Below are 24806 nucleotides of genomic sequence, written 5' to 3' on the forward strand. Positions count from 1 at the left end.
TTCGAGATCGTCGATTCATGAATTCCAACGCGCTGCTTGTCTTGAACGTCAGCGGCTGACCGGCACAGCGCCGGGCCGGCGTTTCGCGTCGACCACCAGAGCCATCCCACGCGGTTCGAACCCGCCATCCCCACCGCCCACGCGCTGCCAATTTGCGCTCACCGGGCGCGAACCCTCGTCGATACAGTGGAACGACGCCCGCGTGCCCGTGCGCACGCGGTCCAGCCACGACAATCCTCGAGACGCCCATGAGCACCACGAATTTCGTCGCCGTCAGCGACACCGTGCGCACCTTCGTTGCGCGCGACTTCGGCCTCTTCATCGACGGTGAAATGCAGCCCGCCCACGCGGCCGCGCGGCTCGACGTGTACGACCCCGCGACGGGCGAGCGGCTTGCGACGGTCGCGGACGCCGACGAGCGCGATGTCGACCGCGCGGTCGCCAGCGCGAAGCGCGCATTCGACACCCGCGTGTGGAGCGGCCTGCGCCCGGCCGACCGCGAACGCATCCTGCTGAAACTCGCCGACCTGATCGAAGCCGACGCCGAAACGCTCGCGCAGCTCGAAACGCTGAACCAGGGCAAGTCGATCCACGTGTCGCGCGCGATCGAGGTCGGCGCGAGCGTCGAATACGTGCGCTACATGGCCGGCTGGGCGACCAAGATCACCGGCCAGACCCTCGACGTGTCGATCCCGTTCCCGCCCGGCGCGCGCTATACGGCCTATACGCGCAAGGAGCCGGTCGGCGTGGTCGCCGCGATCGTGCCGTGGAATTTCCCGTTGATGATCGCGGTGTGGAAGCTGATTCCCGCGCTCGCGGCCGGCTGCACGATCGTGCTGAAGCCGTCGCCGGAAACGCCGCTCACCGCGCTGCGCCTGGCCGAGCTCGCCCGCGAGGCCGGCGTGCCGCCCGGCGTGTTCAACGTCGTCACCGGCGGCCGCGTGTGCGGCGCCGCGCTCGCGAGCCACCCGTCGATCGCGAAGATCTCGTTCACGGGCTCGACCGCGACCGGCAAGCTGGTCGGCGCGGCGGCCGTGCAGAACATGACGAGATTCTCGCTCGAGCTCGGCGGCAAGAACCCGATCGTGATGCTCGACGACATCGACGTCGCGCGGGCGCTCGACGGCGTCGCGGCCGGCGCGTTCTTCAACCAGGGGCAGGTGTGCGCGGCCGCCTCGCGCATCTATGTGCACCGCAGCAAGTTCAAGCAGCTCGCGGACGGTCTCGCGGGCGTCGCGCAGTCGATGAAGCTCGGTGCGGGCCTCGACACGACCGCGCAGATCAACCCGCTGGTGTCCGCGCACCATCGCGACAAGGTCGTCCAGCACATCGAAGGCGCGCGCCGCGCGGGCCTGACGTTCCTCGCGGGCGGCACGCCGGCCGACGACCTGCCCGGCTACTACGTGAAGCCGGCGGTGATCGCCGATCCGCATCCGGACAGCGCGATCGTGCGCGACGAAGTGTTCGGCCCGGTGATCGTCGTCGTGCCGTTCGACGACGCGGCCGATGCGGTGCGCCTCGCGAATGCGTCGCCGTACGGCCTCGCGGCGAGCGTCTGGAGCAATGACCTGACGCGCGTGATGAACCTCGTGCCGCAGATCGAGGCCGGCACCGTGTGGGTGAACTGCCATATCCCGCTCGACCCGTCGATGCCGTTCGGCGGCTACAAGCAATCGGGGATCGGCCGCGAATTCGGCCAGTACGCGATCGAAGGCTTCACCGAAACCAAATCCGTCTGCATCGCGCACTGACGCGCGGCCTCAACCTCAACCGATCCGACAGTGGAGACTGCAATGAGCTACAACGAAGCGAAATTCTGGCACCCGATGCTGCACCCGAACGAGATGAAACAGCGCAAGCCGATCCGCATCGTGCGCGGCGACGGCTGCTACGTATTCGACGAACAGGGCCGCAAGCTCGTCGACGGCGTCGCGGGCCTGTGGAACGTGAACGTCGGCCACAACCGCCAGGAAGTGAAGGACGCGATCGTGCGCCAGCTCGATGAGCTCGAATACTTCCAGCTGTTCGACGGCATTTCGCATCCGCGCGCGGAGGAGCTGTCGAAGAAGGTGATCGACATGCTCGAACCGGAAGGGATGCGCCGTGTGCTGTACAGCTCGGGCGGTTCCGATTCGATCGAGACCGCACTGAAGATCGCGCGCCAGTACTGGAAGGTGCGCGGCCAGGCCGACCGCACGAAGTTCATCTCGCTGAAGCAGGGCTATCACGGCACGCACTTCGGCGGTGCGTCGGTGAACGGCAACACGGTGTTCCGCCGCAACTACGAGCCGAACCTGCCGGGCTGCTTCCACGTCGAGACGCCGTGGCTGTACCGCAACCCGTTCACGCAGGATCCCGAAGCACTCGGCCGGATCTGCGCGGAGATGCTGGAACGCGAGATCCAGTTCCAGAGCCCCGACACGGTGGCCGCGTTCATCGCGGAGCCGATCCAGGGCGCGGGCGGCGTGATCGTGCCGCCGGCCAACTACTGGCCGCTGGTGCGCGAGGTGTGCGACCGTTACGGCGTCCTGCTGATCGCCGACGAAGTCGTGACGGGCTTCGGCCGCAGCGGCAGTATGTTCGGCAGCCGCGGCTGGGGCGTGCGCCCGGACATCATGTGTCTCGCGAAGGGCATCTCGTCGGGCTACGTGCCGCTCGGCGCGACGGTCGTGAACGCGCGGATCGAGGACGCGTTCGCCGCGAACGCCGATTTCGGCGGCGCGATCATGCACGGCTACACGTATGCGGGCCATCCGGTCGCGTGCGCGGCCGCGATCGCGAGCCTCGACATCGTCGTGAAGGAGGACCTCCCGGCGAACGCGGCGAAGCAGGGCGCGTATCTGCTCGAGGCGTTGAAGCCGTTCGCGGAACGCTTCGCGGCGGTCGGCGAAGTGCGCGGCAAGGGGCTGATGCTCGCGCTCGACCTGGTCGCGAACAAGGACACGCGCGAGCCGATCGACCCGCTCTCGGGCTATGCGAACGCGGTCGCGGAAGTCGCGCGCGAAAACGGCGTGCTGGTGCGCCCGGTCGGCACGAAGATCATCCTGTCGCCGCCGCTCGTGATCCAGCGCGAGCAGCTCGACCGGATCGTCGACGCGCTCGCGGCGGGCTTCGAGGCCGTACCGTTCGCGTGACGGTGTGACCGCGTGGCGGCACGCCGGCGGCGCGCAGCGTAGCCGCCGCCGGTTTGCCGATTTGCGCTATGACCGGATTATTTTGCCTGCGTATTTTTTCGACATCGGATCGAGGTGTGATCGACTAGGGGCCCGGGAATCGAAGCGCCGAAGCGCCGCCCGGGCCGACCGCATAGCCATGGAACCGCGGCCGCCGACGAAGCGGCGGCCGCGGTCGACACAGGAAGGAGACAGGGATGTCGGGATGGTCTGGAGTTACCGGCGCAGCGGGCGACACGCCCGCCGGCACGCCGGCTGAAGCGGGGGGCGGCACGGCGCTGAAGGCGGGTGCGGTCGGCTTTCCGACCGCGCTGGCGAGCGCCGTCGGCCTCATCATGGCCAGCCCGGTGATTCTCACCGCGACGTCGGGCTTCGGGATGGGCGGCTGGGCGTTCGCGGTCGCGATGATCATCGCGTTCGTGATGATGCAGGCGCAGGCGACCACCTTCTCCGAAGCCGCCGCGATGCTGCCGACGGCCGGCTCGGTTTACGATTACCTGTCGTGCGGGCTCGGCCGCTTCTGGGCGATCACCGGCACGATCTCCGCGTATTTTCTCGTGCACGTATTCGCCGGCACGGCGGAAACGATCCTGAGCGGCATCATGGCGCTCGTCAATTTCGAATCGCTGAATGCCGCGTTCGAGAAGCACAACAGCTCGTGGCTCGTCGGCGTCGGCCTCGTCGTCACGTTCGCGATCACCAACATCATCGGCATCAAGGTGTTCAGCAAGCTCGAGATCGTGCTGACGGCCGGCATGTGGCTGTCGCTGATGATCTTCGGGATCCTTGGGCTCGCGGCCGCGCCGGCCGTGCATCTCGACGGCTGGTTCGGCGGCTCGGAAGTCGGCACGTCGGTGCCGGCCGTGCTGTCGCTGGTCGGGATGGCGATGTTCATGTTCGTCGGCTGCGAGTTCGTCACGCCGCTCGCGCCGGAAATGAAGGCGCCGGGCAAGACGATTCCGCGCGCGATGGCGCTGGGCCTCGTCGGCGTCGCGATCTGCATGTTCCTGTACGGCGCGGCGATTCGCCGCCAGGTCGCGAACGTGCCGGTGAGCGCCGACGGCCTCACGCACCTGCTCGACACGCCGGGCGCGATTCCCGCGTTCGCGCTGCAGGTGCTCGGGCCGTTCGGCCGCATCTGGTTCGGCATCGCGTTCCTCTGTGCGGGCGCCGCGACGATCAACACGCTGATGGCCGGGCTGCCGCGCATCCTGTACGGGATGGCGATCGACGGCGCGCTGCCGCGCTGCTTCGCGTACCTGCATCCGCGCTTCAAGACGCCGGTGGTCGGCATCGTGGCGGCGGCGATCGTGCCGATCTTCCACGCATGGCTGATCAACGGCAATCTCGACAGCATCCTGCACCTCGTGCTCGCCGCGACCTGCGCGTGGGGCACCGCGTACCTGCTCGTCACCGCGTCGGTCGTGATGCTGCGGATTCGCCGCCCGGACCTGCCTCGCCCGTACCGTTCGCCGCTGTTCCCGCTGCCGCAGATCGTGTCGAGCGTCGGCATCATCCTGGCGATCTGGTACATCACGCCGCCGGGCATGAACGCGCGCGACATCTACGTGCCGTTCGGCGCGATGCTCGGGCTCACCGCGCTGTACGCGCTGTTCTGGACGCTCGTCGTGCAGCGCCGGCATCCGTTCAGGCCGGTGCCGGTCGAGGAAGTGCTGCGCAACGAGCACGTCGCATCGTGAAGGCCGTGCTCGCCCGCTTGCGCATGGCGCCCGATGCGCCGCCGCCCGGCCACCGGCCCGGCGCGATCGCCGCGCGCGTGCTGGCGGATTTGGGCGCCGAGCGCGATGCCGATCACGTCGGCAGTCGGACGGCGAGGCTGCCGAACGGCGCGCGCGTGAGCATCGACGAGCGGATCGACCGCCAGTTCCTGATGCACACGGTCAACGTGAAGGTGGCGGCCACCGCGTGCGGCCCGGCCGTGCAGGGCAGTGCGCGCGTGCGGCAGACCGGCTGGCTGCGCTGCACGGGTATCGACGGGCTGGCCGCTCCAGGATGCGACCCCGGATTCGCCGACACGCTGGCCGCACTGGTCGCCGAGCCGTCGCTGGCCGACGCGCTGCGGCCGCTGCACCTGACCGACTGCACGATCGACGCGCGCGACGGCCGCTGGACGCTCGCGATCGTGCCGTTCGGCGGCAGCGAGGTCGTGAACCGGATGCCGTCGTTTCGCCGCTACGTCCGCGTGACGGGCGAGCAGGCCGCCGCGCTGTCGGCGGCCTGTCTTGCGTTCGAAACCGCACTACGCAGGATTTTGCACGGGTAAGCTGTGGCGTTGCGCGCCGGGGAACCGGCGGCCGCGTTTAAGGGTTTTACCGGAGATGCCGATGCTGTTCCAGTCACGCTCACACGAAGACGTGCACGATCACGGGCTCGCGATCGCGGGCTGGCATCAGGTGTACCGCCAGATGACGCCGGGCCGCTTCAAGGGCACCGTCACGCAGGTGCTGTACGACGATTTTCACTTCTTCCGCGAAACGACCAACCGGCGCGTCGCGCAAACCGGGCTCGCGCCGGCCGGGCGCACGTCGCTCGCGGTGCCGCTGTCCGTGCCGCTCGCGGGCACGTTTCAGGGCCAGCCCGTCGACGGCTATGCGCTGCTCGCGCTGCGCGCCGGCGAGGATTTCGAATTCCACACGCCGGAAGGGATGGGGCTCGTCGGGATCAGCGCGGCGTCCGACATGGTCGACGAGCTGTGCGAAGCCGAATTCGGCGCGTCCGGCGCGCGCAAGCTACGCCACGTGACGCGGCTGTCCGACGAGCAGGGCGTCGCGCTCGGCGCGCGGCTGTCGTCGCTGATCGACGATGCGCAGCGCAACCCGGGCCACCTCGAATACGCGGCTACCCGCAAGATGTTCCGCGACGCGATGCTCGGCATGTTCCTCGATGCGCTCGAGCAGGGCATCGGCGTCGAGCGTCGCGACATCACGCACGCCACCTACAGCGACATCGTGAGCCGTTGCGAGAAGCATCTGCGCGACCGGCCCGAGGAACCCGTCACCGTGCTCGAACTGTGTCGCGCGCTGCGCTGCAGCCGCCGCACGCTGCAAACGAGTTTTCAACGTGTGGCCGACGTTACGCCGGTGGGCTATCTGCGCACGATCCGGCTGAACGCGGTGCGCCGCATGCTGCGCACGACGCCCGTGCAGCAGCTCGGCGTCGGCGAGGCCGCCGCGAGCTGGGGGTTCACGCACCTCGGCTATTTCGCGCGCGAGTATCGCGATCTATTCGGCGAGTTGCCGTCGCAGACGACGCGCCCCGAATGACGCACGCGCGCCGAACCGGCGCCGCCGAGCACCGTCGCAAGCAACGCGTGCGACCGTTTGCCGATTTGCGATAGAGGTCCTGAATTTTCGCTGGATAGAGTCCTGTCACCCATATCGATAACCTCATCGATCTGCACTGCGAATCGATGACAACAGAGGGGCGGGACATGAAGATCGGACGACGACTGGCCGCGGCGGCGGCGACGCTGGGTTGCATGCACGCGCACGCGCAGACCTCGGGCAGCGTGACGCTGTACGGCACCGTGGATACCGGCATCATCTACTCGACGAACCAGCAGTTCACGCGCGCCGACGGCAGCACGGGCGGCGGCCATGCATGGCAGATGGGTGGCGGCAACCTCGTGCCGTCGCGGTTCGGCTTCCAGGGCGCCGAGCCGCTCGGCGGCGGGCTCAATGCGGTGTTCACGCTCGAGCAGCAGTTCCTGTCCGCGAACGGGCAGGCGCTGCAGGGCGGCACGGCCTTCAGCCGGCAGGCATGGGTCGGGCTGCGCCAGGACGGGATCGGCACGCTCGGCCTCGGCCGCCAGTACGACTCGTACACCGACATGCTCGGCGCGTACGTGTCGAGCAACAACTGGGCGACGCCGTACGGCTCGCATCTCGGCGACGTCGACAACCTGAACGCCGCGTTCAACTTCAACAACGCGGTGAAGTTCACCAGCGCCGATTTCAACGGCCTCACGTTCGGCGGCACGTTCAGCTTCGGCGGGCAGGCCGGCGATTTCTCCGCGAAGCGCGGTTACGCGGTGGCCGCGACGTACACGCGTGCGCCGGTCGCATTCTCGGTCGGCTACCTCGACCTGCACCAGCCGCTGGACGCGGCGCTCGGCGGCGCGAACGGCTATATCGGCGATTTCGCGTGCAGCAACCCAGGGGCGATGTATTGCCTGCTGCAGGATGCGGGTTCGATGCGCGCGTTCGGCGCGGGCGGCTCGGTCACGTTCGGCGACGCGACGATCGCGCTCACCTATACGCATACGCGCCTCGGCGACAGCCGCTATTTCTCGACCACCGCGCAGCCGCGCACGCAGGCGTTCACGTTCGATATCGGCGAGCTGAACGCCACGTACATGTTCACACCCGCGCTGCAGGGCGGCGTTGCGTACATCTTCAACGCCGCGCATACCGACGGGCGCGGCACGACGCGGTTCCACCAGGTGAACGTCGGCACGAACTACAGCCTGTCGAAGCGCACGGCGCTGTATGCGGTCGCGATCGGCCAGATCGCGAGCGGGAAGGGGCTCGGCACCGACGCGGACGGCAACGCGGTGAACTACGCGCAGATCCCGGTGCTCGCGAACAGCAACTCGAGCCGGCAACTGGCGGTGATGGCGGGCATTCGTGTGAACTTTTAAGCGCAGGGCATGCGACACGGCGCGCGGAACGCGGGCGGCCGGCGAGGAGCAACGGGCGGCGAGCGGCAGGCGGCAGGCGGTTGGCGGGCGGCCGGGTTGCCGCCCGATTCGCCATGGCAAGCGCTGCGGCAGGCGCCGCGCACCGGCGATCGCCGCGTGCCATAAATTCTTAACGATCGGCGTGAACAATGGCGTTCGCTACAGGCGGCCGGAAGCATCCCCCGCGTTGCACACGTGTGCAACGCCCGGCCGTCCCGCCACCACGCCGAACGAGAGAGACCTCATGACCTTGCTGAGCCGCCTGCGCGCGCTGTCCGCCGCCCTTGCGCTGTCCTTCGCCGCCACGCACGCCGTTGCCGCGGATCTCGTCATCGCAGGCCGCGACGATATCTACGGCAAGGGGCTGGCCGACGCCGTCGCCGGCTTCAACAAGCTGCACCCGGGCACCGAGATCGAGCTGCTCAAGCTGCCGAACGCGAACCTGTACCAGAAGCTCAAGCTGTCGATGCGCGAAGGCACCGGCGCGTACGACCTCGTGATGATGGACGACACGTGGGCGCCCGAATTCATCGGCAACGGCTGGCTCAAGCCGCTGCCCGCGTCGCTCGCGGATGCCGATCTCGTGCCGTCCACCGTCGCGCTCGGCCGCAACGCGGCCGGGGCGCTGTACGCGCTGCCGATCGTCGGCAACGTCGAGATGTTCGCGTATCGCAAGGACCTGCTCGCGAAGTACAAGCTGCAGCCGCCGCGCAACTGGGACGACGTGCTGAAGATCGCGCAGACCGTCGGCGGCGCGGACAAGAGCGTGTCGGGCGTCGTGTTCCGCGGCACGAAGGGCAACCCGGTCGTGACGGGCTTCCTGCCGATCCTGTGGGCCTACGGCGGCGACGTGTTCGACCGTGCCGGCAACGTGACGATCGATTCGCGTGAGGCGCAGGCCGCGCTGAAGACCTTCCTCGCGCTGAAGGCATCCGCGCCGAAGGACGTCGACGTATATGGCGCAGCAGAAGTGCGCGATGCGCTGCAGCGCGGCACGGCCGCGCAGTCGATCGAGGTATGGCCGGCGTGGGTGCCGGCGCTCGACGATCCGAAGCAGTCGCGCGTGGTCGGGCAGATCGCGCTGCAGCCGCCGCCCGGGCAGACCGCCGGCCCGGCGCCGATGCTCGGCATCTGGCAGATGGGCATCCCGAAGGACGCGCCGCACGCGAAGCTCGCGCAGGATTTCCTCGCGTACCTGACCGCCCGCGATACGCAAACGCGCCTCGCCGGCATCGGCATTCCGCCGACCCGCCGCAGCGTGTTCAACGATCCGGCGCTGGTGCGCCAGTACCGCTGGTACCCGGATCAGCTGAAGGCGCTCGAAGCCGGCCGTGCGCGGCCGCGCGTGAACGACTGGCAGCAGGTCGAGAGCATTCTCGGCGACCAGCTGCAGCTCGCGCTGACCGGGCAGGCCGCGCCCGACGCCGCGCTGCGCCAGGCGCAGCAGAAGATCGCGCAGGCGACGGCCGCGGCCGGCAAGTGACCACGCGCCTCGAACCCTCGCCGGAACACAGCGCATGAAAGCCTTCGGCCGCAGCCTGCCGTTCGTCGCGCTGCTCGGACCCGCGCTGCTGGTGCTCGCCGCGCTCGCGCTGTATCCGGTCGCGCAGGTGCTGATCGATTCGTTCTGCCGGGTCGACTACTCGGCCGGCCGGCGCGCGTTCGCCGGGCTCGCGAACTATCGCGCGGTGCTCGGCGACGACGCGTTCACGGCCGGCTTCGGCAACACGCTGCGCTTCACGATCGTCGCGTCGCTCGCCGAAGTCGCGCTGGGCTTCGGCCTCGCGCTGCTGTTCGTGCGCGCGTTTCCGGGGCGGCGCATCGCGCTGCCGCTCGCGATCCTGCCGATGATGCTGTCCACGCTCGTGTGTTCGGCGATCTGGCGCAACTGGCTCAACTTCGACGGCTTCCTGAACACGCTGCTCGCGGCGTTCGGCATCGAAGGCGTACGCTGGCTGTCCGATCCGCATCTCGCGCTGTGGTCGCTCGCGCTCGTCGACGTGTGGCAGTGGACGCCGATGGCATTCCTGATCGTGCTCGCCGGGCTGCAGTCGATCCCGCAGGAGCTGTACGAAGCCGCGCGCACCGACGGCGCGAGCGAGTGGCAATGCCTGCGCGACATCACGCTGCCGCTCGCGGCGCCGCAGATCGGCCTCGCGCTGCTGCTGCGTTCGATCGACACGTTCAAGCTGTTCGACAAGGTCTATGCGCTGACGGGCGGCGGCCCCGGCAACGCGACGCAGACGCTGTCGACCTATATCTACGACACGGGCTTCCGCTTCTTCAACGTCGGGCCGGCGAGCGCCGCGTCGGTGCTGATGCTCGCGGCGTCCGCGCTGCTGGTCTCGGGGTACGTATGGCAGACGGTTCGCAAACGGCGCGCATGACGGCGCAACCCGCTCGCATCACGGGCGCGCGAACGGGCGCCGCTTTCGGTCGCGCGATGCCGTGGGCGTTGCGCATCGCCGCGCTCGCGCTGTTGCTGCTGCCGTGCCTGTGGATGGCCGGCGCGGCGTTCATGCCGACACTCGAACGGCTCGATCATCCGTTGCGGATCTGGCCGGCCGCGCCGACCTTCGAGCATTTCGCCTCGGTGTGGTCCAACGGCATCGGTGCACCGCTGTTCAATTCGCTGCTGGTCGGCTTCGGCACGACGCTGCTCGCGTTGGCGCTCGCGTTTCCGGCCGCGTATGCGCTCGTGCGGCTGCGGTTTCCCGCACGGCTCGACCTGCTGTTCCTCGTGCTCGTGCTCGCGTTGAAGCTGATGCCGCCGATCACGATCGCGGTGCCGCTGTTCGCGCTCGCGAAGCGGCTGCACCTGCTCGATTCGACGCTCGGCCTGATGCTCGCGTACCAGATCTACGCGCTGCCGATGGCGATCTGGATGCTGCTCGCGTTCGTGCGCGACGTGCCGATCGAATACGAGGAAGCCGCCTGCATCGACGGCGCGGGGCTCGCGCGCCGCCTCGTGCAGATCGTGTTGCCGCTGTGCGCGCCGGGGCTGATCGCAACCGCGATCTTCGTGTTCATCGCCGCGTGGAACGAATTCCTGATCGCGCTGCTGTTCGTGTCGACGCCGAGCCGCTTCACGCTGCCGCTCGCGATTGCCGGCTACGTGACGGAGAACGGCATCGACTGGGGCGACCTGATGAGCGCGGGGCTGATGGCGTCGCTGCCCACGCTGGCCGTGGCCGGCTATGTGCAGCGCTACCTGTTGCGCGGGTTCGCGGGCGGGCTGAAGTGACGCGCGGCGTCGCCGCGCCCGATTCTCCTTGGTTATGCGCAGCTGGCCCGCACCACCTGCGTGACCGGCACGATGCGCGTGCGCGACGGGCCGTCGAACGTCTGCATCCGGTCGGCGAGCAGCTCGACTGCCGCCTGCGCGAGGCCGCGCGTGTCCTGCCGCAGCGTCGTGAGCCGGTACGCATCGTAATCGGCGGCAGGGATGTCGTCGAAGCCGATCACGCGCACGTCGTCCGGCACGCGCAACCCGAATTCGCTGCGCGCGACGTCGATCACGCCGAGCGCGAGCAGGTCGGACGAGCAGAACACGCCGTCGGGCCGCTTGCCGTTCGCGAACAGTTGCCGCGCGGCGTCGACGCCGCTTGCATGCGTATCGGACGGCGTGTCGAGCACGTGTGCGAGTGTCGCGTCGAATGCATCGCCGCGCCCGATCGCTTGTTCGAACGCGGTAGCACGCGACTGCGCGCTGTAGCTCGCACCGCGCGGCCCGACGAACGCGAGCCGGCGCGCGCCGGCCCGCACGAGCCGCTGCGCCGCATGGGCGGCGCCCGCCGCGTTGTCGCTGACGACGATGTCCGCGCCCGGCAGGTTCGCCTCGCGGTTGATCATCACGACCGGAATCCGGTGTTCGAGATACTGCTGCGCCACCGACAGCGGCGGCGACGCGGACGTCATCACGAGGCCCGCGATCCGGTAGCTGAGCAGCTGTTCGAGCGATTGCCGGACCTGGCGCGGATCTTCGGCATTGGTCACGAGCGGCGTGAGCGCGCGCTGCCCGAGCGCGGCCATCAGGTCCGACAGCAGTCGTGCGCGAAACGGATTCTCGAACCCGGCCGTCACGACGCCGATCATGCTGCTGCGCTGCGTGATCATGTCGCGGGCGATCAGGTTGACCTGGTAGCCGAGCGCGCGCGCGGCGACCATCACGCGCTCACGCGTCTGCGGGGCGATGCTCGCCGTCGGCGAGAATGCACGCGACACCGCGGAGCGCGACACGCCGGCGCGCGCCGCGACATCCGATGCCGTGACCCACGGCTTTCTTTCCTTGTCATTCATCGATTCATGATCCCTTCGAGCCACGATACGTGCATGCCGCCCGCCGACTGGATGTCGGCGCTCGACGATGCGCGGCTGCTGCATACGCTGACCCTACCGGGCAGCCATGACACCTGTGCGTATACCGTCGACGACGGGCTCGTGCGCACCCAGCGTGCGCCGCTCGATGCCCAGCTCGCGCATGGCGTGCGGCTGCTCGACATCCGCTGCCGGCACGTGCGCGATGCATTCGACATCCATCACGGCGGCATCGCGCTCGGCATGACGTTCGACGACGTGCTGGCCACCTGTGCGCGTTTTCTCGACGCGCATCCGCGCGAATGCATCGTGATGTCGGTGAAGGACGAATGGCCGGCGCAAGCGTGCACGCGCAGTTTCGATGCGACGTTCGACGCGCATCGTGCGCGGCATCCGCGGCTGCGCTGGCATGCCGGCGGCACGCTGCCCACGCTCGGCGACGTGCGCGGCGCGATCGTGCTGCTGCGGCGTTTTCGCAGCAGCCGGCCGCTCGGCATCGACCTGACCGCGTGGCCCGACAACGCGACCTTCACGATCGATCATCCCGACGGCGCATTCGTGATCCAGGACGAATACCGCGTGCCGGTGGCCGCGTCGATCGGCTGGAAGTGGCGGGCGATCGACGCGCTGCTGACGGACATGCCGTCGCCGGACAGCGGCCGCTGGGCGATCAACTTCTGCAGCGGGACCGGGATGGGCGCGAATCCTTCGGTGGTCGCGCACGGCGACGGCAGGGTGCGGGGCATTCATGCGCGGCTGGCCGAGCGGCTGCGCGAGCAGCCCGGCCCGTATGGCACGATGCTGCTCGACTTCTGCGATGACGACGACTGGGCGCTGGTGCGCGCGCTGATCGCGTGCAACGACCATGTGCCGGCGCCGGGCGTCTGGCGCAAGACGTTTCGCTGTTAGTGCAGATTGGCGCTGAAGAACGCGAGCGCCTTTGCATCGAGCGTTTCGTGGAAGGCGGCGCGATCGAATCCCTTCGCATCGGTACAGACGTCAGGCGAGACCTGCGCCAGTTGGTCGGAGCACGGCGCGAGAAACGCGAAATGCGCAGAATTCGGCACGACGTGGAATTCCGGCCGTTGCGGCAGCATGCCGGCCAGCGCGGGGACCGTTTCCGGCTCCACGCCGTCGCCGCCCGCTTCGGACCCCCACAGCTGGATCGGCGCGTGCACGTCCTTGAGCGTATCGGCGCTCGGGAATTCGTTCATCGGGTCGGCGATCACGTAGGCCTTGATCCGCGGATCGTGCGTCAGCGGCTCGCGTGGCAGGTCGTGGTCGCGGATCTGCTTGCAGATCAGCCAGGTCGGGTCCGGGCAGGCCACGTGCGCGTGGACGAAATCCGGATTGGCGCCGGCCAGCACGAGGCCCGTATAGCCGCCGCGCGAAAAGCCGAAGAAGCCGATCCGGGCAGGATCGATATGCGCGGCGTCGGGCCCGTCGGCCAGCATGTAGTCGACCAGGCGCTTGATGTCGTCCGGCCGTTCGACCAGCTCCCGCAGGTCGGCCGCGCGGCTCATGTCGGTATGCGTGTCGCCGGGATGGTTGATCGCCGCGACGACGTAGCCTGCGTCGGCGAGCGTTTCGGCGAGGTCGTGGTGCCCGAAGTAGGTACCGGCGTGGCCGTGCGAAATCACGACGAGCGGCAGCTTGTCGCCGACGGTCGGGCAGTTGCGTTGCCCTTTCAGCACGAACGGGCCGATCGTGAGCGACTGCGCGGGGGTTGCGCAGGGCGTCCAGATGACGGCGCGCAGCTCGGGGCCGGCCGCGTCGGCCGGGATGGTGACGAACTTGATGCCGGCCGCGTGCGCGAGCGTGGCGGACAGGCAGAGCAGGGCAGCCGAAAGCCAGGTTTTCATGTCGATTCCCCGGGCAGTGGAGGGGCCGCGGCGCGACGGGCGTCGGACAGTGGCGCTCAGCGCGTCGCGATCGCCACCGCCGCACCGGCCATCGCGGTCGCGCTCGTGCGGTTGGCGAACCGCTTCGCGCGTGCCGACGTCAGGAACGCCCGTGCGCGTGACGCCAGCAGCGACCAGAAGCAGTCGGCAAGGATCAGGACCGCGAGCATCGTGCCGACCAGCTCGGCCCATGCGGTCACACCCACGTGCGAGAGATCGACGATCGTCGGCAGCAGCGCGAGATAGAACACCATGATCTTCGGATTGCCGAGCGTAACGAGCATGCCCGCGACGAACATGCGCCACGGCGACTGGCCGCGCGGCAGGTCGTCGGCGCCGGTCGCGGTCGGCGCGGTCCACATCTTCCATGCAAGGAACAGCAGGTACGCGACGCCGAGCAGCTTCAGCACGATCAGCCCGGCCGCGAACGTGCGCGCGAACGCGGACAGCCCCGCGACCGCGAGCGTGAGCCACAGCGCTTCACCGACCCACATGGCCGCGAGGAACGGCAGCACGTCCCGCACGCCGTTCGTCAGCACGCGCGCGACCAGCGCGGCGACGCTCGGGCCGGGCGTGCCGGCGGTGACGAGCAGGGTGACGGCGAAGACGGCGAGCGCGGACAAAGCCATGGCGAACCTCGTGGGTGGGGGCGTTCGAAACGTATGAGGTTTCGATTATAGTGACGGCCGTTCCAGACTGCCTGCCTGAATTGCCGTGATGACTGCATCGATCCTGATCCGTCCCGCCACGCGGGAAGACGCGGCCGCGATGGCCGCGGTCGAAGTCGCCGCCGCGCAGCGGTTCCGCGCAATCGGCATGACCCGCATCGCCGAAGGCGAGCCGACCGATGCGACGGCCGTGCTCGAGCGCATCGACGACGGTCGCGCGTATGTGGCGGTCGATGCGCAGGGGGCGTGCGTCGGATTTGCGTTCTACCGGCGGCTCGATGCGCAGCGGCTTTATCTGGAAGAGCTGGATGTCGCGCCGTCGCATGCCGGACAGCGGATCGGCGCGCGCCTGATCGAACAGGTGAGGGCGCGCGCGGCGCAGGAGGAGATCGTGGAGATCGTGCTGTCGACGTTTCGCGACGCGCCGTGGAATGCGCCGTACTACGCGCGCCTCGGTTTCAGCATCGTCGATGACGCCACGCTCGACGATACCCTGCGTACGATCCGCGCGTATCACGTGTCGCTCGGGCTCGACGAGACGCAGCGCGTATTCATGCGGGTGCGCGTTCCAGGCTGATGCGGGCCCGGCGAGTCATGATGCCGTCTGCGTCACGATCCGGTATCAGCGCAATGCCTAGTTTCCGGTAAGCGGCAGCGACGCGAACGCGGCTTCCACGTGTGCAAGAAAGTCGGACGCGGGCCGCGTCAATTGCAGCCCCGGCGGCGTGAGCCGGTACAGCTGCAGCGGTGGCGGCGACATCGGTAACGGCAGCGGCGTCAGCTTCTGGCCGAACACGGTTTCCGCGAGCGAGAGCCGGGTCCACGAGAAAATCGCATCGTTGGTCATCATCAGGCTGTAGAACAGCGCATACGACGTGCAGCGCGTGATGCAGCGCGGCGGGGGCAGGCCCGCGTGCGCATGCAGGTCACCGATATACGTGGGGAAGTTGTCGCTCGCATCGGCGTGGATCCATTCCGCGTCGCGCAGTGCGTCTAGCGATGTCGCGCCCGCAAAGCGCCCGTTCTCGCGGGTGACGAACGCGGTGTCGAACGTGCGGATCGCCTTGGTGTCGACCGACTCGGCAATCGGGCCCGTGACGGCGACGAACGCGAGATCGAGCGTGCGATTGCGCAACTGTTCGGAGAGCAGGTTGAACGTCAGTTCACGCAGTTCGCACTCGACGTTCGGCCAGTGACGGCGGAACGCGGCGTAGGCCTCCGCAAAGCCCGTCACTGCGACGATCGGCGTGAAGCCGATCACGAGCCGCCCGTCTCGCAGCCCCTTCATGTGCGCCATGTCCTCGCTCGCCCGTTCGAGCTCGCGCACGACAGCCTGCGCGCGCCCCAGCAGCGCGTCGCCTTCCGGCGTCGGCACGACGCCCCACGGCTTGCGCTCGAGGAGCGGTACGCCGAACTCGTTCTCTAGTTCCTGGATCGCCTTGCTGATGGCCGGCTGCGTGACGTGCAGGGTCTGGGCGGCGGCCTTGATGCTACCGGCTGTCGTGACCGCGACGAGCGCGCGCAATTGATGGATTTTCATGATGCGAAATATATTACCAAAAGTTATCCGCATCAAAATTCGTGAGTTTTTTGACCCGAAACGCGTCTCTATGCTTGGCCAGGACGGTCGCGACGCGGCCGATTCCACGGAGCCATTCATGACGCAGAACCTTGCTCACGTACTCGCGGCGATTCGCGAGTCGGAGTCCCGATTCGTGGCGATCCGCCGCGACATCCACGCCCATCCCGAACTCGGTTTCGCCGAGACCCGCACCGCGCAACTCGTCGCCGAACAGCTGGCCGCATGGGGTTACGACGTGACGACGGGCGTGGGCGGCACGGGTGTCGTCGGCCAATTGCGGCGCGGCGCGTCGGCGCGCACGCTCGGCCTGCGCGCCGACATGGACGCGCTGCCGATCGAGGAGGCGACGGGGCTGCCGTATGCGAGCACGGTTGCGCGCACGATGCACGCGTGCGGACACGACGGCCATACGGCGATCTTGCTGGCCGCCGCGCACTATCTCGCTGAACAGGGCCGATTCGACGGCACGCTCAACGTGATTTTCCAGCCAGCCGAGGAAGGGCTCGGTGGCGCAAAGCGGATGATCGACGGTGGCCTGTTCGAACGGTTCCCGTGTGAACGCGTGTATGCGCTGCACAACGCGCCGGGCGTGCCGGTCGGCCATTTCGCGTTGCGCTACGGGCCGATGATGGCCTCGTCCGATTCGGTGACGATCACCGTGACGGGCAAGGGCGGGCACGGTGCGATGCCGCAGCTCGCGAGCGACCCGATCGTCGCGGGCGCGCAAATCGTGACCGCGCTGCAATCGATCGTCTCCCGCAACGTCGATCCGCTGAAACCGGCCGTCGTGACCGTCGGCACGTTCCATGCGGGCACCGCGCCGAACGTGATTCCGGAAACCGCGACGCTGCAGTTGTCCGTGCGTGCGCTCGATGCGGCCACGCGCGACGAAATCGAGGCGCGGATCCGCCGGATCGTCGACGCGCAGGCGCAGGCTTACGGGATGACCGCGCAGATCGAATACCACTCGATCTCGCGTGTCGTGGACAACGACCGCGCGGCGTCGGATCTCGCGGTCGAGACGATCGCGGCGCTGGCCGGTGAAGGCGCGCTCACGCTGTTACCCGACGGCGTGATGGGCAGCGAGGATTTCTCGTGGATGACCGAATGCGTACCGGGTTGCTACGTCCTGATCGGGAACGGCGTCGATTCCAGGGGCGGGTGTTCGGTGCACAACCCGCGGTACGACTTCAACGACACTGCGCTGAGCTGGGGGGCGGCCTATTTCGCCGGTATCGCCGAACGCTTCCTGACGGCGGGCTGACGACGGCGCACAGGAGACCACCGGCCGGACATGCATTGACTTGAAGATAAGGATAGCGAATGAAGAAGCGATTTGCACTTGGCGCGGCCTGTCTCGCGCTCGGCGCCGGCAACGCGCGCGCCGTGCCCTATCAGGACGTGTTGCTGGCGGCGGTGCCCGAGTACAACGGTCGACTGACGGAGGGCGTCGCGCTGTATGGCTCGATCGACATGGGGATCAACTACCAGACGGTCGGCGGCCATTCGCTGTGGCAGACGCAGAGCGGCGGCGAGTGGACCTCCAAATTCGGCTTCTTCGGTCGTGAGAACCTCGGCGGCGGCTGGCGTGCCGAGTTCAACCTCGAAAGCGGTTTTCTCGCGAACAACGGCGCGCAGCAGGACAAGCAGTCGACCTACAACCGGCAGTCGTGGGTCGGCCTGTCATCGGACAACTTCGGGCGGCTGCGTCTCGGAAAACAGATCGGCACGGCGCTGCCGCTGTTCATCGACGTATTCGGCACGGTGGGCACGAACTCGGTCTATACATGGCTGGGCGCGGCAGCCGTGCAGACGAGCCGTGGCGTCGGCTACAACTCGGACCTCGGGCCAGGGGCGACGCAATTGCCGGCGCGCGTCGACAACGCCATCACGTACCGTACGCCGATCGTTGCGGGCACCACGTCGCTCATGCTGATGTATGCGCCGAGCAACGTTGCCGGGCGCGCGCCCGCGGCGTCCGCGCAAGGCGCGCTGCTGCAGTGGTACAACGGCACGACCTATCTGGCCGCGAGCTACAACCAGGTGTGGGGTGTCAACGGGGTGAGCACCGTGCGCAACGACCTGTACGGGCTCGGCGCCGTCTATGACACGGGGCGGATCGTGCTGTCCGCATCGTTCAACCAGTACGCGCCGAAGCTGGCCGGCGACGGCATCGCGCGCGTCTACACGGTCGGCGCGATCGTACCGTTCGGCGTCAATGCGATTCGCGCGTCGGTCGTCTTTCGCGATACGTCGGGAGTACGCGACGCGGCCGGCCAGCCGGCCAAGGACTCGGCGCTCGGTGCGATGCTCGGCTACGACTACCTGCTGTCGAAACGCACGGGCCTCTATGCGCGTGCGGGGTTCATCCGCAACTACGGCATCTCGACGGTGTTGCTGAACGGCGACCCGCTGCCGACCGAGCCTGGCGGCACCGCACCACGCACCGGGACGACCCCCGTGACGCTGTCGCTCGGCATGTATCACAACTTCTGAACGGGAATTTTCCGATGCATACCCTGAATCGCACGGCCGCTGCGCCGGTCGATGCCGCGCCGCGCGTGACGCGCCGCACGGTCGTTGCGGCCGCACTCGGCAACGGACTCGAGTTCTTCGACTTCACCGTCTACAGTTTTTTCGCCGCCCTGATCGGCAAGCTGTTCTTTCCCGCGTCGAGCGACGTCGGCGCGCTGATGCTGTCGCTCGCGACGTTCGGCGTCGGGTTCGTCGCGCGACCGCTCGGCAGCGTCGCGATCGGCGCCTATGCGGACCGCGCCGGGCGCAAGCCGGCACTCGTGCTGACGGTCGCGTTGATGGCGCTCGGCACCGGGATCATCGGCTTCGCGCCGACCTATGCGCAGATCGGCATCGCCGCGCCGCTGCTGATCGTCATCGGGCGTCTGCTGCAGGGCTTTTCGGCGGGCGGCGAAGTCGGCGCCGCGACGACCCTGCTGATGGAGGCGGGTGACGCCGGCAGGCGCGGCGAGCGGGTGAGCTGGCAGATGGCGAGCCAGGGCGGCGCGACCCTCGTCGGCGCGTTCGTCGCGCTGACGCTGTCACGCGCACTGTCGCCCGAAGCGCTGCACGCGTGGGGATGGCGCGTACCGTTCGTGCTCGGTCTGCTGATCGGCCCGGTCGGCTTCTATCTACGGCGCCACCTCGACGATACGCTGCCGCCCGCGGCGGCCGGCGCGCCGCGCGAGCGTGCGCGCATTCCGTGGCGGCAGGTCGTGGCCGGCACGCTGCTCGTGATCGGCGGCACGTCGACCACCTATACGATCGTGTTTTTCCTGCCATCGTTCCTGACACTGACCGTCGGCATGCCGGCGTCGGTGTCGCTGCTGTCGGGCTGCGCGGCGGGCGCCGTGCTGCTGATCGGCTCACCGCTCGCGGGACGGCTTGCGGATCGCGTGCGTCGTCGCAAGCGGCTGGTGGGCGTGACGTGTGTCGCGTCGGCCGTGCTCGTGCTGCCGGCGTTTTACGCGATGAGCAGGTGGCCGTCGGTGGTCACCGCGGTCGCGGTCGTGATCGTGCTGATCGGCTTGATGACGCTGTCGAGTCCCGCCGGCTTCGTGATGATTCTCGATGCATTTCGGCCCGAAGTGCGGGCGATGTCGCTCGGGATGATCTATGCGCTCGGCGTGACGATTTTCGGCGGCTTCGCCCAATTGATCGTCGGTGCGATGTGGCGCGCGACCGGCAGTTTTTACGCCCCTGCGTGGTATGTGCTGGGATGCAGCGCGGCGAGCCTGGTCGGTCTGGCGTTGTTCGTCGACGCGCCCGCCGTGGACGGCAGGCGGTGAGCGGGAAGGGCGAGCGCGTTGCATGCCCGCCCGGTGGTGTGCGCGACGAACGAACGGGCGAGGCTGGTCCAATCGTCGCGCATGGCTCGCTGCGCGATCAGGCCGCGTCGCTTAGCGCCGGGTAATCGGTATAACCCGTTTCGCCTTCCGCGTAGAACGTCTCCGGCACCGGCTTGTTGAGCGGCGCGCCGAGTTCGAGGCGGCGCGGCAGGTCGGGGTTCGCGATGAACAGCTTGCCCCATGCGATCGCGTCGGCGCTGCCGCCTGCGAGCGCGGCCTGCGCGGTGTCGAGCGTGAACTGCTCGTTCGCGATCAGCGGGCCGCCGAACGCTTCCTTCAGGCGCGGGCTCAGATGGTCGCCCGAATACGACTCACGCGTGAAGATGAACGCGATCTTGCGGCGGCCGAGTTCGCGCGCGACATAGCCGAAGGTTGCCGCCGGATCGGAATCGCCCATCGTGTGCGCGTCGCCGCGCGGGGCAAGGTGCACGCCGACGCGGCCGGCGCCCCACACGTCGATCGCCGCATCGACCACTTCGAGCAGCAGGCGTGCGCGGTTCTCGATCGGGCCGCCGTACGCATCGGTGCGGTGGTTGGTGCTGTCCTGCAGGAACTGGTCGAGCAGGTAGCCGTTTGCGCCGTGGATCTCGACACCGTCGAAGCCGGCGGCCTTCGCGTTTTCCGCCCCCTTGCGGTACGCGGCGACGATGCCCGGGATTTCGTCGAGCTCGAGTGCGCGCGGCGTCACGTACGGGCGCTGCGGACGCACGAGGCTCACGTGGCCGCCCGCGGCGATCGCGCTCGGCGCGACCGGCAGGTCGCCGTTCAGGAACACCGGGTCGGAGATCCGGCCGACGTGCCAGAGTTGTAGCACGATGCGCCCACCGGCCGCATGCACGGCCTGCGTCACCTGTTTCCAGCCCTCGACCTGCTCGTCGGACCAGATGCCGGGGGTATCTGCGTAGCCGACGCCCTGCGGCGTGACCGACGTTGCCTCGGTAATGATCAGGCCGGCCGTCGCGCGCTCGGCGTAGTAGCGGGCCATCAGTGCGTTCGGCACGCGCGTCGCACCGGCACGGGAGCGCGTGAGCGGCGCCATCACGATGCGGTTCGGCAGGGTCAGGTCGCCGAGGGTGACGGGATCGAACAGGGTGGGCATGGCAAATAACCTCTTCACGAAAGGCGGGAAACCGTCGCGTCATGGGCGACAGCGCTCCGCATGGCCGGGTTCGGCCGTGTTGACTAGAGTTCGCGGCGCAGGGCGTCGTGAAATGCGTCGATGACGGCCTCGTTGCGTTGAAAGAACGCCCACTGGCCGATCCGTGTCGACGTCACGAGCCCCGCGCGCTGGAGCGTCGCGAGGTGCGCGGAGACGGTCGACTGCGACAGCCCGCAGCGCGCGTCGATCTGGCCCGCGCAGACGCCGTGTTCATACGGCAGCGTCTGGTTCGGGAAATGCTCGCCCGGCGTTTTCAGCCAGAGGAGGATTTCCCGGCGCACGGGGTTCGAGAGCGCTTTCAGGATGGCTTCGATGTCGAGTTCGGTCGGCATGGATCGGGCGGGCGTTTCAGTCAGGCAAACAGGTATCGTCGATGGGCGAATCATATATCGGAACTTGACGATATGTTTGAAAGCATTGCTGGCAATGGGGTTGATAGTGAAATGCGATAACGGGGATGGATCGTAGCGAATCTCAAGGGGGAGTCGGGTCGCACCGCAACGGCGCAATCTGACCCTCAGTCGGGCGGTCCGACAAACGTGTACCGCCCCTGGGTCGCATCGACATGCGCGACCGCATCCAGCACGCGTATCACGGGCGGAAAACCATCCACCCGTTCGACCCTCGCCTTGTATTCGTCGCCATGCCGGAAATCACGGTCGATCCTCGGTCGGCAAATCAGGGGAATGAACCGCACATGCCGACGTACGAGACGGAAACCGTGCCGCATGCGCTTCAAGCGGCAGGCGCAGTGCAGTCGCGAGACAACTGACCGTCCGATAGAAGCCCGCGAGCATCAGCAGCTCGAGCCGTGCCTCGTCACTGAAATGCAGGCACAGCGCGTGCCACAGGTCATCGTCGATATCGCAGTGCCGATGCAGCGCATCGCACATCCGAATCAGCACCCGGGCGTCATCGTCCCAGCATGCATCGTCTGCCGAGCCGAGCGCCAACGACCGGATCTGTTCGCTGGTCAGCTTCGCCGTCCGGGCGAACACGGCGACATGCACGCCCCATTCGTATTCGCACCCGCAAAGCGCGGTAGTGCGGTCGATGACGATCTCGCGTTGCCGGATGTCGAGATGGCCCTTGTCCAGCAGGCCGGCGGCAAAGAATTTCGTGAACAGGCGCGGATCGCGCGCGAGCGTGGTGAAGAGTCGCAACGATGGACGGCCCTGCATGATCCGGTCGATCGACGCTGCGATGTCGGGTTCGAACGGCGGTGATGCGGATGCAATACGCTGAGTCATGTGAGCCCCGTGCCTGAGACGATGCATGCGTGGAAGCGTAGGCGCCACGCTTTAAAAAGTAAAGCAAAGGCGAGGCGCGATTCAAGCAATTGACTCCGCGTGGCGATTGCTTTAAAAAGTACAGCATGACCACACCAAAAATCGGACAGCGCGTTCGCGGATCGAAGACGGGACGACCCATCATGGTCGTGCTGGATCTGCTCGGGCGGCGCACCACGCTGCGCATCCTGTGGGAACTGCGCGGCGAGCCGCTCACATTCCGGGCACTGCAGGAAGCCTGCGAAACGAATGCGCGCCTGCTCAATACGCGGCTGGCCGAGCTCAAGGCGTCGGGCCTCGTCGAGCACGGCGAGGGCGGCTATTGCATGACGGCCGAAGGCCGGCGGCTCGAGGCGTCGCTGCAACCGTTGCTGGGGTGGGCAAAACAATGGGCGAAGCGCGACCCGGACGGGTTCGACGCGGCCGATCGCGAGCAATCCGGTCAGGAACGCTGATCGATCGACACGCGGGTATGTATCGCAACGTCATGCCGGTTGGCGCATCGCGCGCAAGCCGATTTCTTTCGGAGAGTCCTTTCATGCCGGTTCAGGCCGTCATCTTCGATTTCGATCTGACGCTGGCGGATTCGTCCGCCGCGATCATCGAATGCACCGAATACGCGCTGCATCAACTGGATGCCGCAGGCGTGACGCCGGCGCAGATCGGTGCCGTGATCGGGCTGCCGCTGCACGAGATGTTCCGCTCGCTGACGGGCGAAACCGAGCCGGCGCGGGCCGACGCGTTTGCGCGCCACTTCGTGGCACGCGCCGACGAGATCATGGTGCACGGCACGCGCATCTATCCCGAGGTGCCGTCGCTGCTTGCGCGTCTGCGCGAGCAGGGTCTCGCGGTCGCGATCGTGTCGTCGAAGTTCCGCTACCGGATCGAGGCGATTCTTGCGCTGAACGAACTGCAGTCGCGCGTCGACGTGCTGATCGGCGGGGAGGACGTGCAGCGTCACAAGCCCGATCCCGAAGGGCTCGCGCTGGCGCTGGCACGGCTGGGCGTGCCGGCCCGTTCGGCGATCTACGTGGGTGACCACGCGGTGGATGCACAGGCGGCCGAGCGTGCCGGCGTGGCGTTCGTCGGCGCGGTGAGTGGGATGACGTCGTTCGATGGATGGGCACGCGCGGGCAAGCAGGCGGTGGTCACGCATCTCGGCGAACTGGACGCGATCGTGCAACGGATGCAGCGCGATCCGTCCGAAGCGTCGGGCTGACGCACCCCGGCCCGTCGATCGTCGGGATATCGACGATCCTGACGATCCGCTTGCCGGTCAGCGCGATCGACCCGTCGGCGGCTGGCGGGGCCGGTGACGGATGCCGGGAATGGGTGTCCGCGAAATGGCGATTTCGCGGGATTCATCCCGGCATCCGGGTTCGTCAAACTGACGAACCCATGGCGCCTGCATTTCGCTCGGGATTGACGAAATGGTATTTCCAGGAAATCCCGGATTTCAGCGTAAATGCAGATTCGATCGGATATCAGCTGATCGTGCCGATAATGACGAAACTGAAATTCCGGTCGGTATATTTGCCATTCGAGTCGCCGGTCTGAATCGTGGCGCCGCTGCCGGAAAGTGCCGGGAAGATCACGTTGTCCAGCGTGTTCTGCCCGCCGCCGTATCCCCATTGCGACGCGGTAGCCGCCGGCGTCTTGATGAATGCGGTGCTGAACGAGAGCTGATACGTTCCCGTGCTTTCACGTTTCACCGTGAATCCGCCCGAGCCATCCACGACCGTGCCGTTGCCCTGCACACTGCCCCAAAGCGTAACTTGAGCCATGATCGCTTCTCCTTATCTATTGTTGAAACAATATCGATAATTGAAACGGGATGCCGATTCGGTGTCACATAAATCATCTGGATCGGCGGTTTTATTGTATGTGATGGATTTTTAAAATTTGATCCAGGGTAAATAATTTATTCTTATTTTTATTTTAAATGTGCGGAATTTGTAATTGAAAGAGCGCACTGTTGCGTAACGTTGGTATTCGGTCGTTGGCCAGGTGTCCCGACGTTCGACGTGCGGTGATGCCGAGGATGGGCGCGTGGCGCGAACGCCGCGCAGAACCGGTCGACTGACGCGCTTCCCGTAACCGTCCGGCAGCGCGCGACGGATTCTGCGACCATCGCCGTTAAAGTCATATCCGCCAC

24 protein-coding genes are annotated in these 24806 nt (G+C 67.5%); 16 read left to right on the top strand and 8 right to left on the bottom strand.

What is annotated here, in order from left to right:
• The first annotated feature begins 248 nt into the window (after positions 1 to 248).
• From CFB47_RS22615 to CFB47_RS22655, 9 genes are all read left to right on the top strand, one after another.
• Positions 249 to 1751 (top strand): aldehyde dehydrogenase family protein, encoded by a 1503-nt coding sequence (locus CFB47_RS22615; RefSeq protein WP_089462337.1) that lies wholly within the window; start codon positions 249 to 251, stop codon positions 1749 to 1751.
• A gap of 42 nt (positions 1752 to 1793) precedes the next feature.
• Positions 1794 to 3134 carry an aspartate aminotransferase family protein gene (locus CFB47_RS22620; protein ID WP_089427101.1) on the top strand — a complete coding sequence of 447 codons (1341 nt, stop codon included), beginning with the start codon at positions 1794 to 1796 and terminating at the stop codon, positions 3132 to 3134.
• Between the two features lie 236 nt (positions 3135 to 3370).
• Positions 3371 to 4873, top strand: coding sequence for an APC family permease (locus CFB47_RS22625; RefSeq protein WP_089462338.1), 1503 nt, complete (start codon positions 3371 to 3373; stop codon positions 4871 to 4873).
• Positions 4870 to 5457, top strand: coding sequence for a DUF3156 family protein (locus CFB47_RS22630; protein ID WP_089462339.1), 588 nt, complete (start codon positions 4870 to 4872; stop codon positions 5455 to 5457). The genes CFB47_RS22625 and CFB47_RS22630 overlap by 4 nt, the downstream gene beginning before the upstream one ends.
• Before the next feature lie 61 nt (positions 5458 to 5518).
• Positions 5519 to 6457, top strand: a complete 939-nt coding sequence (locus CFB47_RS22635) for a helix-turn-helix domain-containing protein (RefSeq protein ID WP_089442229.1) — start codon at positions 5519 to 5521, stop codon at positions 6455 to 6457.
• Positions 6458 to 6624: 167 nt separating this feature from the next.
• On the top strand, positions 6625 to 7833 hold the full coding sequence (locus tag CFB47_RS22640; protein WP_089462340.1) for a porin: 1209 nt from the start codon (positions 6625 to 6627) through the stop codon (positions 7831 to 7833).
• Positions 7834 to 8116: 283 nt separating this feature from the next.
• Entirely contained in the window at positions 8117 to 9355 is a 1239-nt protein-coding gene (locus tag CFB47_RS22645; RefSeq protein ID WP_046548265.1) for an ABC transporter substrate-binding protein, read from the top strand.
• 34 nt (positions 9356 to 9389) lie between these two features.
• Positions 9390 to 10259, top strand: a complete 870-nt coding sequence (locus CFB47_RS22650; protein ID WP_089462341.1) for a carbohydrate ABC transporter permease — start codon at positions 9390 to 9392, stop codon at positions 10257 to 10259.
• Positions 10229 to 11116 carry a carbohydrate ABC transporter permease gene (locus CFB47_RS22655; RefSeq protein ID WP_373453153.1) on the top strand — a complete coding sequence of 296 codons (888 nt, stop codon included), beginning with the start codon at positions 10229 to 10231 and terminating at the stop codon, positions 11114 to 11116. The genes CFB47_RS22650 and CFB47_RS22655 overlap by 31 nt, the downstream gene beginning before the upstream one ends.
• Before the next feature lie 32 nt (positions 11117 to 11148).
• Here CFB47_RS22655 and CFB47_RS22660 read toward each other — a convergent pair whose 3' ends face one another.
• Positions 11149 to 12171 carry a LacI family DNA-binding transcriptional regulator gene (locus tag CFB47_RS22660; protein WP_089462342.1) on the bottom strand — a complete coding sequence of 341 codons (1023 nt, stop codon included), beginning with the start codon at positions 12169 to 12171 and terminating at the stop codon, positions 11149 to 11151.
• Between the two features lie 6 nt (positions 12172 to 12177).
• Between CFB47_RS22660 and CFB47_RS22665 the strand changes: the two genes are divergently transcribed.
• Positions 12178 to 13098: a phosphatidylinositol-specific phospholipase C gene (locus tag CFB47_RS22665; protein ID WP_179258967.1), complete on the top strand. Its 921-nt coding sequence runs from the start codon at positions 12178 to 12180 to the stop codon at positions 13096 to 13098.
• Here CFB47_RS22665 and CFB47_RS22670 read toward each other — a convergent pair.
• Positions 13095 to 14051 (bottom strand): serine aminopeptidase domain-containing protein, encoded by a 957-nt coding sequence (locus tag CFB47_RS22670; RefSeq protein ID WP_089462344.1) that lies wholly within the window; start codon positions 14049 to 14051, stop codon positions 13095 to 13097. The genes CFB47_RS22665 and CFB47_RS22670 overlap by 4 nt on opposite strands.
• Positions 14052 to 14107: 56 nt before the next feature.
• Entirely contained in the window at positions 14108 to 14719 is a 612-nt protein-coding gene (locus tag CFB47_RS22675; RefSeq protein WP_089462345.1) for a LysE family translocator, read from the bottom strand.
• An 88-nt stretch (positions 14720 to 14807) separates the two neighbouring features.
• Here CFB47_RS22675 and CFB47_RS22680 point away from each other — a divergent pair, with 88 nt between their 5' ends.
• Entirely contained in the window at positions 14808 to 15335 is a 528-nt protein-coding gene (locus tag CFB47_RS22680; RefSeq protein WP_089462346.1) for a GNAT family N-acetyltransferase, read from the top strand.
• A 57-nt stretch (positions 15336 to 15392) separates the two neighbouring features.
• On the opposite strand, the gene CFB47_RS22685 is transcribed toward CFB47_RS22680, so the two are convergent.
• The gene (locus tag CFB47_RS22685) at positions 15393 to 16298 is read right to left on the bottom strand and encodes a LysR family transcriptional regulator (RefSeq protein WP_089462347.1); all 906 of its coding nucleotides are present in this window, start codon (positions 16296 to 16298) and stop codon (positions 15393 to 15395) included.
• Between the two features lie 118 nt (positions 16299 to 16416).
• Here CFB47_RS22685 and CFB47_RS22690 point away from each other — a divergent pair, with 118 nt between their 5' ends.
• The 3 genes from CFB47_RS22690 to CFB47_RS22700 are packed head-to-tail and all read left to right on the top strand — an operon-like array spanning position 16417 to position 20143.
• Entirely contained in the window at positions 16417 to 17604 is a 1188-nt protein-coding gene (locus CFB47_RS22690; protein WP_089463514.1) for a M20 aminoacylase family protein, read from the top strand.
• 59 nt (positions 17605 to 17663) lie between these two features.
• The gene (locus tag CFB47_RS22695) at positions 17664 to 18836 is read left to right on the top strand and encodes a porin (RefSeq protein WP_089462348.1); all 1173 of its coding nucleotides are present in this window, start codon (positions 17664 to 17666) and stop codon (positions 18834 to 18836) included.
• 14 nt (positions 18837 to 18850) lie between these two features.
• Positions 18851 to 20143: an MFS transporter gene (locus tag CFB47_RS22700; RefSeq protein WP_089462349.1), complete on the top strand. Its 1293-nt coding sequence runs from the start codon at positions 18851 to 18853 to the stop codon at positions 20141 to 20143.
• A 97-nt stretch (positions 20144 to 20240) separates the two neighbouring features.
• Here the strand turns inward: CFB47_RS22700 and CFB47_RS22705 are convergent, their stop codons facing one another.
• The 3 genes from CFB47_RS22705 to CFB47_RS22715 form a co-directional block, all read right to left on the bottom strand.
• On the bottom strand, positions 20241 to 21302 hold the full coding sequence (locus CFB47_RS22705) for an alkene reductase (RefSeq protein ID WP_089458546.1): 1062 nt from the start codon (positions 21300 to 21302) through the stop codon (positions 20241 to 20243).
• 83 nt (positions 21303 to 21385) lie between these two features.
• The gene (locus CFB47_RS22710) at positions 21386 to 21694 is read right to left on the bottom strand and encodes a helix-turn-helix transcriptional regulator (RefSeq protein WP_089427115.1); all 309 of its coding nucleotides are present in this window, start codon (positions 21692 to 21694) and stop codon (positions 21386 to 21388) included.
• 321 nt (positions 21695 to 22015) lie between these two features.
• The gene (locus CFB47_RS22715; RefSeq protein WP_089462350.1) at positions 22016 to 22612 is read right to left on the bottom strand and encodes a carboxymuconolactone decarboxylase family protein; all 597 of its coding nucleotides are present in this window, start codon (positions 22610 to 22612) and stop codon (positions 22016 to 22018) included.
• 182 nt (positions 22613 to 22794) lie between these two features.
• Here CFB47_RS22715 and CFB47_RS22720 point away from each other — a divergent pair, with 182 nt between their 5' ends.
• Positions 22795 to 23106 (top strand): winged helix-turn-helix transcriptional regulator, encoded by a 312-nt coding sequence (locus tag CFB47_RS22720; protein ID WP_241022590.1) that lies wholly within the window; start codon positions 22795 to 22797, stop codon positions 23104 to 23106.
• 83 nt (positions 23107 to 23189) lie between these two features.
• Positions 23190 to 23870 (top strand): HAD family hydrolase, encoded by a 681-nt coding sequence (locus tag CFB47_RS22725; RefSeq protein ID WP_089462352.1) that lies wholly within the window; start codon positions 23190 to 23192, stop codon positions 23868 to 23870.
• Positions 23871 to 24135: 265 nt separating this feature from the next.
• Here CFB47_RS22725 and CFB47_RS22730 read toward each other — a convergent pair whose 3' ends face one another.
• On the bottom strand, positions 24136 to 24435 hold the full coding sequence (locus tag CFB47_RS22730; protein WP_226202705.1) for a hypothetical protein: 300 nt from the start codon (positions 24433 to 24435) through the stop codon (positions 24136 to 24138).
• Positions 24436 to 24806: the final 371 nt, after the last annotated feature.

The organism is Burkholderia sp. AU27893 (assembly GCF_002223205.1).
GTDB lineage: Bacteria > Pseudomonadota > Gammaproteobacteria > Burkholderiales > Burkholderiaceae > Burkholderia.